The organism is Candidatus Limnocylindrales bacterium (assembly GCA_035559535.1).
Taxonomy (GTDB): domain Bacteria; phylum Moduliflexota; class Moduliflexia; order Moduliflexales; family JAUQPW01; genus JAUQPW01.
This window is the reverse complement of record DATMBG010000022.1, coordinates 211,190-227,084: the sequence shown is the minus strand read 5'-3', so window position 1 is coordinate 227,084 and position 15,895 is coordinate 211,190. Positions and strand designations below refer to the sequence as shown.

The following is a 15,895-nucleotide window of genomic DNA, read 5'->3' as shown; positions in this document are numbered from 1 at the left end:
ATCAGAAGACAGGAACCAGAATAGAAAAATTCTGAATTCTGTCTTCTGGCGGTTATGGAAGCAACTCTCTCTGAAAACCCTCTTCGAGAGGGTTTACGCCTGCAGCGGGTAGCAGAACCTTGTGTGGTGGTCATCTTTGGAGCCTCAGGAGATTTAACTAAACGTAAGCTCGTTCCAGCCCTTTATAGTCTGGCGCAGCAAAATTTGCTGGGTGAAGGATTTTCCGTTGTGGGGGCAGCCCGTACCCCTATGACCCACGATACCTTCCGTGCCGCTATGCGCAACGCCGTCCACCAATTCTATGAAGGGGGCCCGGTCGATCCCACCCTTTGGGAAAATTTTGCCGCAGGTTTATTTTACCTCCCCATGGATTATAAAAATCAGGACAATTACCAAATGCTGGCCGGGTTATTGGCTCAAATAGATCGCGAGCGTGGAACCTGTGGCAATAGATTGTTTTACCTCTCTACGCCTCCCAGCCTCTATACAGATATTATCCAAATGCTGGGCGCTATCGGACTAAACCGCTCTAACCCGGGGAGCTGGGTCCGAATCATCATCGAAAAACCCATCGGTTATGATCTGGAAAGTGCACGGGCGTTAAACCGGGAAGTTCTGAAGGTTTTTACCGAGGATCAGGTCTACCGGATCGACCACTATCTGGGTAAGGAAACTGTTCAAAATATCATGGTCCTGCGATTCGCCAACGGTATTTTCGAACCTCTCTGGAATCGACGTTATATTGACCACATACAAATCACCGCCGCCGAGACTATCGGAGTAGAAAACCGGGGTGGTTACTATGAGCAGGCCGGAGCCCTTCGGGATATGATCCAAAATCATATGCTCCAACTTCTGGCCCTGGTTGCCATGGAACCCCCCATTTCTTTAAAAGCCGATGACGTGCGAGATGAAAAAACAAAGGTGTTGCGGGCCGTTCGTCCTCTCCCAACAGATCCGGAATGCCTGATCCAGGAGGTGAATAAAGTGGCAGTCCGGGGGCAATATGGAGAAGGCTCCGTGGGTGGACAAAGGGTTAAAGGTTATCGGCAGGAAGAAAATGTAAATCCCAAGTCTAATACGGAAACCTACGCGGCGGTTAAATTCCTCATCGATAACTGGCGATGGGCCGAGGTCCCTTTTTACGTCCGGGCCGGTAAGCGTTTACCCAAACGGGTGACTGAAATCGCTATCCAGTTCCGCCAGGTCCCCCACCTCCTTTTCAAAAATGCCGCCGAAGGACCTCTGGAACCTAATACCCTGATCCTGCGCATTCAGCCCGATGAAGGTATCTCCCTCAAGTTTGAAGCTAAATTACCCGGCCAGGCCATTCATATCCGCCCAGTCAATATGGATTTTCAATACGGAACTTCCTTTGGAAAGAAGTCCCCTGAAGCCTACGAACGACTCCTACTCGATGCCATGCTGGGAGATTCTACTCTCTTCGCCCGAGGTGATATGGTAGAAGTTTCCTGGCAGTTAGTCATGCCCATCTTGAAGGCCTGGCAACAAACAACCCCCCAGTTTCCTAATTATGAAGCGGGAACCTGGGGACCTAAAGAAGCCGATGAGCTGATTCAAAAAGATGGTCGAAGATGGAGACGACTGTAAAGATTATTAACCCTCAAAAGTTAGAAGCCAGGAATTGCTCTGACTTCTGACCTTTGAGAAGTTCTAGAATGAGAAAAAAAGTACATTATTTGACTGTCAAGACGATTGACCTACTAGTTATTTTAATGTTAAGTCTGGGTACCTTGATCCCCTACGCCTACAGCGCCGATGAACGGATTCCGGTTAGAACTCAAACGCATCTCAAGGTTGGAGAGCCTGCCCCGGACTTTACCCTGCCGGCCAGTATGCCAGTCGACGGTAAAGAAAAGGTTACTCTAAGCCAGTTTAAGGGAAAGAAAAATGTCGTTCTCTCCTTTCATGTTCTGGATTGGACCCCTGTTTGAATTCAGCAGGTTTCTTCATTCCAGAAAGAACTTTCCCGGTTTGAAGAAAAAAATGCCCAGGTACTGGGTATAAGTGCTGATAGCGTCTTCGCCCATAAGGTTTGGGCAGAATCCCTTAAATTATCTTATCCCTTGCTAAGTGATTTCAACAATGAAGTCGCCAAAAAGTACGGGATCTTCCGGGATGAAAATTATGCAGACCAGGTGAGACTGGCCAATGAGCGTGCTATATTCGTTGTGGATAAGCAGGGTATCCTTCGTTATATTGATGTCCATGACATTCGAGAAGCTCCTGCGCTGGAACCTCTCTTAAAAGCCCTGGAAGATTTAGAAAAATAACAGCTCTAACCCTCAAATGGGAGAGGCAGGGGGTGTTGGGGTTAGTAAAGTAATTCCTTCTGGACTTATCCCGGTGCATAGGAGGGGTCGGGGCCTACGCGCCAGGATAAGAGTGAGATCCCTGAGGAGGGTCTCCTTAATGTCAAACGAGACGTTTAACCTACTCATCTTCCCCCGCTTGGCAGAGGAAGGAACTTTGAAGTGAAGTTCCCTCCCTTGGGAAACGGGGGAGGGACAGGAAGGGGGTACCTTAACCTGGCGCCTATGGGAGGTCGGGGTAAGGGCGAACCGTTACAAACGGAACCAGGAGTCGGAAGTGAGAAGTCAAGCTAACGGCTAACTCCCGGTACTTTGATTTCTGATTTCCGGTTCTTGATTTAAGCAGTTGCATACTGAATTCCACATTTCAAACGGTGTAAATGCCGTGGAAATCGAGCGAGATTTACAGGAATTATGGAAGCAGATGGCTGAGGCAGCCCAGGCAGAAGGTCAGCAGATGGTTCTGCGGGTATGTGTCTTGAATCTCCTGATCTATGCGCCCGGCTCGGGAAGTGCCGGAGAGATAAGTAAAATTATGGCAGAGGTCTCCCCAGAACATCCGAGCCGGGGTATTGTGATGCTTCCGAAACCCGAAGCTCCTTCCTCGGTCGTCCACGCCTGGGTGACTGCCCAGTGCCATGTCTCTGTGGGAGGTCGTAAGCAAGTTTGCTGTGAGCAGATCATGGTAACTGCTGAGGGGGAAGGAATCTTTCGGTTACCGAGTATTGTGAGGTCGCTTTTGGTATCGGATCTGCCAGTTGTTTTATGGTGGCGGGATGTTCCGGCTCTCGGGAATCGATTGTTTAAAGAGCTGGTTGAGACCTCCGATCGCGTAATTATCGACTCCGCACGCCTGCCCAATCCGGAAGAGGGACTTATGGAACTAGCAGCTTTCATTCGGCGTGAATTTCCCTGGGTGGCCTTTAGCGACCTGAACTGGTCTCGTTTAACCCCCTGGCGGGTTGCAGTGGCCGGACTCTTTGATGCTCCAGACCGGCTATCTTGCCTGAACCGACTGAGTTTTGTAGAAATTGAATGCAACTCCGATTCCATGGATTCCATTTCCAGTCAGGCGCTTCTTATTATTGGCTGGCTGGCCAGTCGATTGAAATGGCATCCTGTCTCAAGGCCCCGATGGACGGAGCGGCATATCTACCAGATGAAACTGGCCGCCCTGAATCGAACCATTCTCATCCAGGTTAAAACTTCTCCGGCTATAAACTCCGGCCGGGCAGATCTTCGTTCACTTAAGCTCATCACGGAAAGTGATCCGCCGGCACAATTTGTAGTTACAGGTAGAGATGGATCTTCCCATTGCCCTTATTTACAAACCCATGTAGAATTTGGGGGAGCTCCCGTAGCCGGAAAGATCACCTGCCTGAATAAAGAAAGTGAAACAAGACTCCTGAGCCAGGAACTGGAAATTCTCGGTCATGATACAGTTTATGAGCAGGTACTGGCGTTTTTAGCGGAGCTGCTGGATCATCGACTCTAAAGGTGTTGCCATCCGGTCCCTTTATGTCCAAACCGGAACCGATCCGGGTGTAAGATTTCGGCCAGAATTTCCAACGACTCTACAACCCGGGGCCCTGGACGATTAAAGTATTGATTCCCATCGGCCAGGTAAACCTGTCCTCTGCGTACGGCTTGCAGATCAGACCAACCCGACTTTTGCATTAAAACAGATATATTCTCGCGGGTTCGTGGCATATCAAACCCGCAGGGTAAAACCAGGATAACGTCCGGATCTTTTTCCAATAACTGCTCCCAGGCCATCCAGGGGGAATGTTTACCGGCCTCACCAAACAAATTCACCCCACCAGCCCTTTCAATCAGTTCAGGCATCCAGTTGCCGGTAGCCATCAAAGGCTCGATCCACTCAATACAGGCAACGGTGGGTCGTTCAGATAGGGCACGGGTCTTCTCGGTAATGGCTTCTACCCGTTGCTTTAATCGCTGGATAAGCTCCCTGCCTCGTTGAGGAGCTTCCAGAACTTCTGCCACACGGGCTATATCGGCCCAGATATCGGAAAGGGTAGCCGGTGCCAGTGAAACTATGTGAGGACGAAAATCCAACCAATCGCAAACAGCTTGTTCTACCTCCTGTAGACTGACGGCACAAACTTCGCACTGAGATTGGGTCACAATGACATCCGGTTGTAATTGCCTCAATTTTTCGGCATAAACCCGATACACCGACAAAGACTCCTGCAAAATGGCTTTGACCCGCTGATCAATTTGATAACTGGTACCCTCCGGGTTGAACTTGGGCTCAGTACAAACCGGTAATCGCTTAACCGATTCGGGAAAGTCACACTCGTGGGAACGTCCGACCAGTTGGGCTTCAAAACCGAGTGCGCAAACAATTTCTGTACCACTGGGAATTAAAGATACAATACGTTGGGTCGACATACCTTCCTTTTAAAAGAAAAGATGATCTTTGGATAACATTTGCCTGTTAAATTTTATTGCAATCCTTGACAGGATCCCTACCTATGAGTATAGTCTAAAGCTTAGGGGGAATGGTTTCAAGGCTTCTCTATGAGAATAAATACTTGCTTAACCGAAGAAAAAGTACCCTGAGAGATTGGCTTTATCGAAGCTATTTTAAACTTTAGACTCATTTTATGGATTTTGGTGAATGGTATGCTCAAATAACCCGAAGGGTGGATTTACGGATACGGGACCGGGTTCAGACCCTCATGCAGGGCATGCATCGGAGTACCTTCCGTGGACGCGGAGAAGATTTTGATTTTTTCCAACAGTACACGGTGGGCGAAGAGACCAGCCATATCGACTGGAAAGCCAGTGAACGCTTAGAAGGGGGGTTTCTCGTACGGAAACTTCGGGAGGAACGGGTTCTCGAAGTCTGGATGGTTGCAGATCTCAGTGCTTCCATGTTCATCGGATTCTCAGAAGAAAAATCTAAGCATCGCCTCCTCTTAGATATTTTGGCCATACTGGGCCGTTCGATTATTCGCCAACAGGATCTTATGGGTTTTATCGGGTTTGATTCTACCCTTCGAACGGTTCTCTCTCCCTTTCGCTCTGAAAAAACCCTTGTAAACCTCCTGCAAACCATCTGGGACTTCCAACCGGCTGTGGGCGAAAAAACCTCTCTACTCCCGGTCCTTCAGTTCTTTGAAGCCCGTAAAGGCGCAGGCCTGCCCAATAAAAAACAGCTTATCATCCTGATCTCGGATTTTGAAACCGATGAGGATTGGATTCCAGTAGTCCAACGGATTGGAGCCCATAATCCTATCTTTCCTATTTTCCTCGAAGAAAGAATTCCAGAGAGTCTCATCTCTTCGGTGGGGGTTTTGACCTATCGAGACATCGAAAGTGGAGAGTTTGGGAAGGTAGATGCTAAAGCCTGGTTAAACCTGGTAGAAGATCAAAAACGCCGGGAACAAGCTTACTGCTTAGAGCAATTTCAAGCCTCTGGCATAAAAGCCCTTTTCTTATCCAGGGAAACATTTTCTGTCGATGAACTCATCCAACTCTTAGAAGAACAACGTTTTTAGTTTGACAGCAGGAAAGGGGTTAGAGGAGAAAAAATCTGTCCTTGAAAGCTCCTTTTCCCTCCTCGCATGTGGGAATTACACCCCATTTCAAGTTGATCTGATATAAATCTGTAAAAGCGACTACCTGAATGGTAAAGTTGGGCTCTTAACCTTATTCCTGTAGATTCTCGGCAACGGTGATGACCCACCAGGGTCCTTGCGTTCTTCCTAGAAGAGCTGCCCAATACCAGTCAGACACATCAGTCCAACTATTTCCTGCTTCATCGTAGATCCTTTCGCAGACTCTGAGTCTTTCCTCACCCCGTGTAGCTTCAAAACAACCCCAGGAGTAGCCGTTGATATCGATTCGGAGGGAGATAGGTTGAATAAAATAGCCGATTCCTTTGAAACAATCGGCACCGGGATGGAGTTTTCTCGTTTCTTGGATCACCCATCGGATCACAAACTCACGGGTTCCATCTGTGAACCTTGCGATACGCCCTGGAAAATCATTGTTAAAGCGCCTCTCACGTTTGGATAAAGGTAACTCCATCAAAGGGCGGTCTTCAAATTGATTTGGCCAGCCGGGGAACGAGACAAAATTGGGCTTGAAATCAGGAGTAGCAACTACCAGGGGTACTATGGTGGCTAACCCACAGGAAATGATATAAATGGGAAGGGTCAGGTAGGTTAAGCGTCCCGCTTGACCACCCGCTTGACCAATGGAAATTTTTTTCGAATCCACCGAATACCTCCCACAATAAAAATGGCTGTGAAGAAAAATACGACCATCCCAATCCCTTCGTGGGTCCAGGAGGGGAGAGCAAGGGTATGGGCCTCAGGATAGAATAAGGCAGCCGAACGGAGCGCATTTCCTGCAATAATCCCCAGGAATGAGAGAAGAACGGCCAGACAGGTTTTTCCTGTATTAAATCCGTAGAAACAGGTCAAGGTAAAAGTGAGATAAAGGGCCGACCATAACATCCGAACCCCACTACAAGGTGCATCAATTAAGATGAGTTGACCATCCCAATTTAAGGAAGTTCCTTCTCGAACTACGGTAAAACCTCCCAATTGAAGGAGAGGAACCGCTAGGATACCTGTTAACACACGGAGTGGATATCCCAGGTAGAATTGTAGAGAGGGGATAACGGGGAGGGATAGGAGGAGAAGCCCGCAGATTCCAGGATGAAAAGATATCCCCCATCGATAGGAACTTAGGGTACAACCTATGGCAACGAGCGCAATAGCAGCCTTTATCAGGAATGGAAGAAAAGGGTAAGTCACCGTATAGAGAAGCACAAAAACGGCCGGCAAAATCAGACGGGATTTGGCGGAACTTAAATCAGGCCTTCTCCATAAAATAAATCCTCCCGCGGTACCTAAAGCGATTAAGCCAAATAGTTCCTGGGGAGAATCTATCAGCCTGAGAACATACCATTTCCAAACCGGCCAAAAGGCAAGAAACTGGAGAATAAAAAGGAAACTCTGGTTGTTCATCAGAGGGAAGTATGAGGGTGTGGGAGTATGGGAGTATGGAAGGGTAGAAAGGAGCGTAAAAGTATGGGAGAATTTACATCTACCCCCACCCTCCCACACCCCCACCCTTCTACTATTCTCTAACGGGCAAGATCTTCCATCGGTAAAAGACCCCTATCAGGACCGTAGCAACCACCAGCAGGAGCATCCAGGTCTCCGGTTCAGGGATGGTTGGAACTGTACCCGGTTTGACCGGCTCAAGATTCATTTGTTGGTATTGCTGCTGGGTTTCCAGAACAACCGCTCCACTAAGGGGAGTTACCAGTTGATAGCTGATTGCAAGCTGAAGAGCTTCCTCTATCAGGTTCGGACTCGAAGATTCAGGTCTCCCTTTGAAAACAACACGTTTCAGAATTTCATCCTTCGCCCAAAGTCGAGCCAGATGGGCAGAGGTCTCTTTACCCGGGATCGAATCGTCCAGGCTTTCTCGGGTAACTCTTTCACGGAATAACACCCATTCTTTTGACTCACCACGCCATGGGGAGAACAGTCTTTTCAAATCATCGGATAAACTTCCCAGGTGTGGAATGGATTTTATGGCTGGGATCCCATCGAGTTGCTCAACGATACGGTTGGGTCCACCTCCGGCCTGGATCTCATAAAGATGAGGGGAGTCAGGTCGTCTTTCCCATCTCTGCCGAATTTCTTCTGTTGTTTGCAAAAGAATGGGTTGGGGTCCATGAATCCACAGGATGATACCATCTGGATGCTCCGTTGCAAGGTCCCAACCCTTGATCAGGGCCGGGATGTTATCCTGGCCTCCTTCAAAATTCTCTTTCTTCAGGTGATCGGCAAGAGTTCTATACCATTCGGCTGTAACTTTTTGTATCGACCCTGCCAGGAGACGAACGTCATCTGAGGCAAAGATCAAACCCAATTCGATGCCTTCCGGGAGCCCGGAGAGGGCATCGATAACTTCTGGAAGAAACCCTTGCATACCTTGAGAGCCATCAACGACAAGGATAACCCGGGCCGGAGACTGAGGTTCCCTCTCTTGGATGATCTGACGAATGATCTGTTCCTTTTTGCTTACAGGATCTGGGGTCCAGGCCTGCACGACCTCTCCAGACCGACCCACATGGATAATAGCCTGGGATGTTGTCAGATCGGGATCCGACATGGTTCCTCGGATGGTATAGAGGTTGTTGTCGGAATGTTCTAATTTAAGAGTTTTGCTGAGGGTTTCCATGGGCTTTCTCGATTCAAACCAGACAGAATGGGAACCTTCTTCATAGATACTAAAGTTACGTTCCAAAAAGTAAGGTAAACGAAAAAGCCCCCGGTCCCTGGTTTCCAACAAAAGTGGTGCGGTAATCCCAATTCGAACTTTCATCTCTCCGCCTGGAGGTACAGGAAAACACTGGACTAAGACACGATCAGGGCCGCTGGTGGTAACGAGAACAGGATCTCGCCGTTGTCGAACGATCTGTTCATAGGTCTGCCGCACCTTCCCTCGCGATCCAAAGGCGGCTTCTTGCTCCTCTCCGTTGATCCAGAGCGTTACGCGTGAAACTACTCCCCCTGGAGGGAGAGCGATTTGAGCTCTTGCTTCATGTTGCCGATTGGAATTGTTCTTGAGAATAAGGATCCATTCGGTATAAACCAAAACGGCATCAGGATCCAAAGATCCATCCAGTCGAGAGCCGACCAGGGAAAGTCCTTTTATCCGTTCTCCCACCACAGCCCCACCCTGATCCCGGTCAAAATCAAGCTCGTCCCAGAAACTCCAACGATCAAAGGTAACAAGTTTTGGTGGAGGAACTGCGTTAAAGGGCTTCCCCATAACACGGTAGTAAATCTTGCGGACTTCTTCGGGGGTAGGAAGATTTCCCATGGAAACCATAAAACTGAAGAAATCCGATATCCTTGCAGGGCGCCGATAACAGGCCTGTAGTAGAAGGTCTTTATCCCCTATGGCCCGGAGCCATCGAATCCCTCGAAGGCTGATCTCGGAAGAAGGGGAAGCAGCCATCTGTATACCGATTCGGGTGAGAACAATTGGCAAATCGGCGGCCACAAAAGCTACGAGAGCTAAAAGAATCCCCCATCCAAGACCTGGGACCTTCCTGGGCGTTGCCTCGAGGGTCATCTGTCGAAGGTAACGGCGACAAAGGACGGCTGAAATGAAAGAGAAAAGAGGCGCCATGGGTAACAATCCTATACCAAAATAAATAATTGCAAAAACACTCAGGGGAAGGAGAGGAATAAAGGGGAGTGTGTAAAAAAATGCCACACCCAGTGCAATTCCATTGATTAATCCCAATTTCCGTCGATAGGAGGTTTTACCCTTCCAGACGGCCAGCCAAACTAAAAGATTCGCAAGGGGCACAAACCCGACCAAAAGAATATGCCAGGTCGTCGGAATCGGATCGAAAAATTCGTTGGCACATAGATGGGTGCTTAATTCAACCCCAAGAGTTATCAGAGGAAGTACAACACCAAACAAAAGAATAAACAGACCGGATGGCCTCTTGTAAATCCGGTTAAAATCCGACCTTTGTAAAGACTTTATCCCTGGACTCTTCGGTACTTCTGTCCCAGGATCTGTCCCAGAATGGAAAGGATTTGTTTGAACAGGAATTTCAGGTTCAAAATCTCTCTTCCATCCCATGGAATCGGAGCCAGGCAAGCCTATCTGGGATAAGATTCGCCGGATATCCTCCTCCGTTACCACCTGAAGGTGAGAAGCAGCAATAGCTTCATCAACGTACCGATAAATGTCTGTGATAAATATCGAAGGATCGGCTCCCGATGATTCCACCGTACGCCGAATTTGGTCGGAATAACGATCTAATTCTTCCTTTGCGGATTGGGTCCATGGGATCATATTTTCCCTCTCTTTTTTCTTTGCATAAAAATAAAGGTGTATTGAAATAACGATTCGACCAGCCTAACGCATCTATTCCGAAAAGCAAGTGATTTTTTAACATTTAAAATAAAAACTTTGTATTGCAAAGTAATTTGTCAAGTATATTTTGTTAGAAAAGGAGGAAGAAACCATGATGACCAATCCTATTCACCATGCACTTGCCCAGGTTCAGGAATTACAACAGAAGGTATTGGAAAAACAACGTTTTAAAGGCTATTCGGGGCGTGCCCGAGCCATTTCTGGGACCCTTGCTTTACTGGCTGCTCCGGTTATGTCTTCCGACTATTTTCCGAAAACCATCACCGCCCATGCCGTTGGCTGGGGAACTGTCTTTGTCCTTGCCATTCTTTTAAATTTTGGATCCCTGGTTTACTGGTTCTTTTTTGATCCCTGTGTGAAGCGGGATATCCGCCGGCTTAAACCGACCATTGATGTACTCCCCCCTCTTTTTGTGGGAGGAGTCCTAACCTTAATCTTAATGAGGGATGGGCTCCATAAATACTTATTTGGCGTATGGATGTGTTTGTTTGGATTGGCCAACCTGGCCTCACGCCATGTTCTGCCGAAACAGATTTGTCAGGTGGGTTGGTTTTACATTATCTGTGGCACTATTTATCTGCTGACTCCCCATAATTCTTTTTTAAATCCATGGCCGGCAGCCATGGTCTTTTTTGTCGGGGAATGGGCCGGGGGAATCATTTTGCATTACGATGGGGCAACCCCCACTTCCTTAAGTAGTTTCTTTAAAATAAAGGAGAACAACCATGTCCGCCAAGTACGATAATCCTTATGTAGCCTTAAAACAAATTTTTCACGAGCCGAATCGTTTAGCCATTGTATCAGCCCTTTGTGGTTCCATAGATGGGTTGACTTTTAACGAGCTCAAGGAGGAATGTAAACTTACCGACGGCAACCTGAGTCGGCATTTGAAAGCCTTAGAAGAAGCCGGTGCCATCAAGATTGAAAAGACCTTTGTCAGAGCCAAACCTCGTACTACGGTATTTCTTACTGATCAGGGTCGTGAGAGCTTTATCGAATATCTGCAAGCCCTGGAACAAGTCCTGCGAAAGGCTGCAGAATCTGCCATAATTGCCGAAAAAGACCCACCCCGGATTTTATCCTGGGTAAAACCGGTCCGTGCCTAGCACCGTTCAGACCTTGCAGCTTATCCCCCGGCAAGCAAATAAATTACATATTTTGTTTATTTTTTCACCCGATTGCTTTACTAAACAAAGTACTTTATCCTTCAAAAGAATAAGCTTCCAGGTTTAAAAGAACTTCTGGAAAGGAAAGGGAATAGGGAGCTATGAGAGTTTTTCATGAGTTAATCCCATTAAAAACTCAAGAATGTTTACAATTTGTAGATCTCACAGACATCATCATCGAGCTGGTGGAAAAATCTCAAATTCAAAATGGCTTTGTCAACGTACAAACCAAACATACCACCACGGCCATTGTGATCAATGAAAACGAACCTTTACTCCTGGAGGATATGAAAAAGATTCTGGAGAATATAGTTCCCCAGGACGCCGTGTATCGGCATAACGACTTTTCCATCCGAACGGTCAACATGGGTCCTGAGGAATATGATAATGGTCACTCCCATTGTAAAGCCATGCTCCTGCGAGCTTCAGAGACCCTGAACCTTGTGAACGGACAGATTCAATTGGGTCCCTGGCAACGGATTTTTTTTATAGAATTGGACCGGGCCAGGGAGAGAACCATATCCGTCATGGTTTTGGGAATATAGGCCGGAGGACATCCTGCCGAAGTTAAAGAGTCCAGGCGAATAGGGGAACCCTCACCCTTTTGCCCTACCCCAATAGGAAAGGGATATCACAGGCTGTGGATAGTCCTTTATGCACTTTAAGGGTTTTATCCTGGGTATCTTTTAATTTCCTTATCGACCGGGTCACGGTTTAACCGATGGGCAGGCTCACCCCATCCTGGACTTATCCTTTGTTTTTCAAAACGGTATAACCCTTGCAGGAATTTATAGCAGAATTTAGGTCCTTTAATCTCCTACTTTTCTAACTTTGTAAAGTTAGATTTGAAGCAGTGTTTTGCTCTGCCCTCAGCCCCCCAACTCCCTTCTCCCGTCACTGCGGGAGAAGGGGAGTTTCTCCCCTCTCCCACGCTGCGGGAGAGGGGCGTTGGGAAGTGAAAGCTACTTTATGAGGCTAAAATTAAGGTAACAGTGTAATAGCGTATCTCAAGGGAATTGGTTCATGAATTTTAACTTTGACCCGGCCCTATAAAGACCATTCGATAGATTATTCTTAATCTTGGGAAAACAGGTTTTGTTCCGATATAAAAAGCATTTTTAAAATTAACTTACTTTATTACATTACGCTACAGAAATAAGAGACGTAAAGGGGGGTGTTTAGGGCCGGGGAGGAGGGATAGACAGGATGGAAACTCCAAGGGAATCTATAAAAAACCTGCTTTCTCTGTTACGCAATAACAGTGAGAAGCAAGATAAAAAATATTTACTTTCCGACTTTCGTTATAGTTTTTGTAAATCAGGGATAAAAACTTTATCCTTATATCTCCGCCTCCAGATACTCTTTGTGGGAATTCTATTGACTCTATTTTCTCTAGGGGTAGACAGGGCTTTTGCCGGGTTTAACCTATGGACGACCAATGGACCGAAAGGTGGAAACATAAAAGCCCTGGCCGTTGATCCCTCGACCCCCTCCGTTCTCTATGCAGGGACTTTTGGAGGTGGGGTATTCAAGAGTACCGATGGAGGAGGAAACTGGAGTGTGGCAAATACGGGGTTGACGAATCTGGAAGTTCGAGCCCTGGCCGTTGATCCCTCGACTCCCTCCGTTCTCTATGCAGGGACTTCAGGTGGGGTATTCAAGAGTACCGATGAAGGAGGAAACTGGAGTGTGGCAAATACGGGGTTGACGAATCTGGAGGTTCGAGCCCTGGCCGTTGATCCTGTAACTTCCTCCATTCTCTATGCAGGGACTTCAGGTGGGGTATTCAAGAGTACCGATGGAGGAGGAAACTGGAATACGGTAAATACTGGACTGACCAACCTGGATGTTTATATCCTGGCCGTGGATCCTAAAACTTCTTCTATCCTGTATGCAGGGACTTTGGGAGGAGGTATCTTCAAGAGTACCAATGGCGGGGGGAGCTGGAGTGTGGCGAATACCGGATTGACCAATCTGAGTGTTCTTACTCTGGTCATCGATCCCATAACCCCTTCCACGGTGTATGCAGGGACTATCGATGGTGGGGTATTCAAGAGTACCGATGGGGGGGTAAACTGGAACCCTGTAAATAACAAACTGACGGCCTTCAATATTCGGGATCTGGCTATCGATCCTACAAATCCCTCCACGGTCTATGCAGGAACTTCGGGAGGCATCTTCAAGAGTACCGATGGGGGGGGAAGCTGGAAGGCAATAAATACCGGACTGACGGCCTTTGATATACTGACGGCCTTCAATATTCGGGATCTTGTTATCGATCCTGGGACTCCTTCCACGGTCTATGCGGGGACTTCAGGTGGGGGGATCTTCAAGAGTACCGATGGGGGGGGAAGCTGGAGGGCAATAAATACCGGGCTGACGAATCTGAATATTCAGGCTCTGGCTATCGATCCGACGACCCCTGCAATTCTGTATGCGGGCACTGCCGGTAACGGTATTTTCAAGAGCATCAATGGGGGTGGGAGCTGGAGTGTGATGAATACGGGATTGACGAATCTGAATATTCAGGCTTTGGCTATCGATCCGGCGACCCCTGCAACTCTGTATGCAGGTACCGTCGGTAACGGTATTTTCAAGAGCATCAATGGGGGTGGCAGTTGGAGCAGTATCAGTACTGGACTGACGAATCTGGATGTTCGAGTCCTGGCTATCGATCCGGTGACCCCTGTGACTCTCTATGCGGGAACCTTGGAGGGTGTGTTCAAGAGCCTCGATGGAGGAGGAAACTGGAGCGTGATGAATACAGGATTGACGAATCTGGGTATCCAGGCTTTAGCAGTAGATCCAACAACTCCTTCTATTCTCTATGCCGGAACTCTCGGGAGTGTGTGGGTTATTCAACAAACCTTACCTTTGATTCCGGCTGTTCCTGTGGCAGATAAGGCGAATTTCAATGGGGGGTTGAATGATGATATTGCCGTCTGGAATCCCACAACCGGAGAGTGGTCGGTATCCGGCAGGACCTCAAAGGTTTCCTTCGGATCTTCGGGAGATATTCCAACTCCCGGTGATTACGATGGAGATGGAACCGCCGATTTTGCCTTCTTTAGGCCTTCCACCGGCGAGTGGCATGTTCTTCTTCCAGCCGGTGAGGATATTCAGGTCTGGGGTCAGGCGGGAGATCTTCCGGTTCCTGGAGATTACGATGGGGATGGCTTGACGGATCGTGCTGTTTGGAGGCCCCTCGGCAGTGTATGGTGGATCCTTTTCTCAAGTGGTGGCCTTGGAGCCACAATTTGGGGTATGCCCGGCGACATCCCTGTTCCGGCTGATTATGATGGAGATGGTGTGACGGATATTGCTGTTTTTAGACCTTCCACCGGTCAGTGGTTTATTACCAATTCTAGCAATAATCTGCTTACCATTAGGGTTTTAGGAACTGTGGGAGATTTTCCGGTACCTGGGGATTATGATGGAGATGGATTAGCCAATGTAGCCGTCTGGAGACCCAGCACAGGAACCTGGATAGGTATTCTTAGAAGTAGGAGAATCGTGACAAGGGCATGGGGACAACCCGGAGATCTTCCGGTTCAGGCAGATTATGATGGAGATGGACGGACCGATCTGGGAATCTTTCGACCTTCTACGGGGCAGTGGTGGATTCTTACTTCTTCTTCTCAATTTTTGGGCGTATTTCCTGTAGTTTCTGTAGGTTCGCTGGGAGATCTTCCGGTATCTGCGGCAAAATAATCCCACTTCTCAAGGCGGCGAGGGGGCCCTCGCCGCTCACTCTAATTCCTCCTTAGGGTTTTCTCAACTGCTCCAGGTTGTTCCTATATGCGCAGGATAAAGTAGAAAAGTTTGGTCCCATTCCCTGGGAGCGCAAACGCCTTACCCCCCCCATTTTCATGTCGGTTAATTTTCCTATTAGCCCTGGAGGTTCGAGAACGGAACTTTGATTTTTCTCTGTTTACCTGGAACCGGTAGGACGATCGGTACCGCCCTGCTGGAGGTTAACAGGCGGTTACTGTTTGACTCCTTCTTTCCAGTTAGCTCCTTCCTGGGCCAGTGTTTCCAGATAGGCTCCGATTTTATAGATAGTATCATCAGATAAAACTTTTCCCCAACTGGGCATTTTCATGGCACGACCGGTATCTCTTCCATTCTTTACGGTTTCAACAAATTTCCGGAATCCCTTGTTGAACACCCGTAGATCGGCACCATGCCCACGCTCTCCTGCTCCATCGGCCCTTCCACCGTGACAATTACTGCATATAGAGCGGTACCAGGAGCGACCTTCCTCGATGGCGGCTTGATTCCCCGAAAAAGGATTTGTCGCCGGGATTTCTGTTCCTGTATCGGCTCCCAGGGCGTTCCCCAGGCCCCATCCATTTATGGTGATAAAGCCTACCATAAAAATCCCTAACAGAATTCCTTGACCCATTCTCCTCATTACTTTCTCCCTTTATTTTTGACCTATCCCAC

The 15,895-nt window shown here is 48.0% G+C and carries 13 protein-coding genes; 8 read left to right on the top strand and 5 right to left on the bottom strand.

The window, feature by feature from the left end:
* Nucleotides 1-54: 54 nt before the first annotated feature.
* The 3 genes from zwf (at nucleotide 55) to VNM22_07790 (ending at nucleotide 3,828) form a co-directional block, all read left to right on the top strand.
* Nucleotides 55-1,611: a glucose-6-phosphate dehydrogenase gene (gene zwf / locus VNM22_07800; protein HWP47053.1), complete on the top strand. Its 1,557-nt coding sequence runs from the start codon at nucleotides 55-57 to the stop codon at nucleotides 1,609-1,611.
* 68 nt (nucleotides 1,612-1,679) lie between these two features.
* A complete protein-coding gene (locus VNM22_07795) occupies nucleotides 1,680-2,294 on the top strand; it encodes a redoxin domain-containing protein (protein ID HWP47052.1) in 615 nt (204 codons plus the stop codon).
* A 385-nt stretch (nucleotides 2,295-2,679) separates the two neighbouring features.
* Nucleotides 2,680-3,828 carry a glucose-6-phosphate dehydrogenase assembly protein OpcA gene (locus VNM22_07790; protein ID HWP47051.1) on the top strand — a complete coding sequence of 383 codons (1,149 nt, stop codon included), beginning with the start codon at nucleotides 2,680-2,682 and terminating at the stop codon, nucleotides 3,826-3,828.
* On the opposite strand, the gene VNM22_07785 is transcribed toward VNM22_07790, so the two are convergent.
* Nucleotides 3,825-4,745, bottom strand: coding sequence for a cobalamin-binding protein (locus VNM22_07785; protein HWP47050.1), 921 nt, complete (start codon nucleotides 4,743-4,745; stop codon nucleotides 3,825-3,827). The two genes, VNM22_07790 and VNM22_07785, sit on opposite strands and share 4 nt — an antisense overlap.
* A 215-nt stretch (nucleotides 4,746-4,960) precedes the next feature.
* Between VNM22_07785 and VNM22_07780 the strand changes: the two genes are divergently transcribed.
* Nucleotides 4,961-5,857 carry a DUF58 domain-containing protein gene (locus tag VNM22_07780; GenBank protein ID HWP47049.1) on the top strand — a complete coding sequence of 299 codons (897 nt, stop codon included), beginning with the start codon at nucleotides 4,961-4,963 and terminating at the stop codon, nucleotides 5,855-5,857.
* 151 nt (nucleotides 5,858-6,008) lie between these two features.
* Here the strand turns inward: VNM22_07780 and VNM22_07775 are convergent, their stop codons facing one another.
* From VNM22_07775 to VNM22_07765, 3 genes are all read right to left on the bottom strand, one after another.
* Nucleotides 6,009-6,581, bottom strand: a complete 573-nt coding sequence (locus tag VNM22_07775) for a hypothetical protein (protein ID HWP47048.1) — start codon at nucleotides 6,579-6,581, stop codon at nucleotides 6,009-6,011.
* The gene (locus tag VNM22_07770; protein ID HWP47047.1) at nucleotides 6,527-7,336 is read right to left on the bottom strand and encodes an archaeosortase/exosortase family protein; all 810 of its coding nucleotides are present in this window, start codon (nucleotides 7,334-7,336) and stop codon (nucleotides 6,527-6,529) included. The genes VNM22_07775 and VNM22_07770 overlap by 55 nt, the downstream gene beginning before the upstream one ends.
* A 112-nt stretch (nucleotides 7,337-7,448) precedes the next feature.
* Nucleotides 7,449-10,202 carry a VIT domain-containing protein gene (locus tag VNM22_07765; GenBank protein HWP47046.1) on the bottom strand — a complete coding sequence of 918 codons (2,754 nt, stop codon included), beginning with the start codon at nucleotides 10,200-10,202 and terminating at the stop codon, nucleotides 7,449-7,451.
* Nucleotides 10,203-10,374: 172 nt separating this feature from the next.
* Here VNM22_07765 and VNM22_07760 point away from each other — a divergent pair, with 172 nt between their 5' ends.
* From VNM22_07760 to VNM22_07745, 4 genes are all read left to right on the top strand, one after another.
* Entirely contained in the window at nucleotides 10,375-11,028 is a 654-nt protein-coding gene (locus VNM22_07760) for a hypothetical protein (GenBank protein ID HWP47045.1), read from the top strand.
* Entirely contained in the window at nucleotides 11,009-11,389 is a 381-nt protein-coding gene (locus VNM22_07755; protein HWP47044.1) for a transcriptional regulator, read from the top strand. Before VNM22_07760 ends, VNM22_07755 begins: the two co-directional genes overlap by 20 nt.
* Before the next feature lie 161 nt (nucleotides 11,390-11,550).
* Complete coding sequence (locus tag VNM22_07750; protein ID HWP47043.1) at nucleotides 11,551-11,994, top strand: secondary thiamine-phosphate synthase enzyme YjbQ; 444 nt, start codon at nucleotides 11,551-11,553, stop codon at nucleotides 11,992-11,994.
* A 661-nt stretch (nucleotides 11,995-12,655) separates the two neighbouring features.
* The gene (locus VNM22_07745) at nucleotides 12,656-15,160 is read left to right on the top strand and encodes a hypothetical protein (GenBank protein HWP47042.1); all 2,505 of its coding nucleotides are present in this window, start codon (nucleotides 12,656-12,658) and stop codon (nucleotides 15,158-15,160) included.
* 274 nt (nucleotides 15,161-15,434) lie between these two features.
* Here the strand turns inward: VNM22_07745 and VNM22_07740 are convergent, their stop codons facing one another.
* Nucleotides 15,435-15,854: a c-type cytochrome gene (locus VNM22_07740; protein ID HWP47041.1), complete on the bottom strand. Its 420-nt coding sequence runs from the start codon at nucleotides 15,852-15,854 to the stop codon at nucleotides 15,435-15,437.
* Nucleotides 15,855-15,895: the final 41 nt, after the last annotated feature.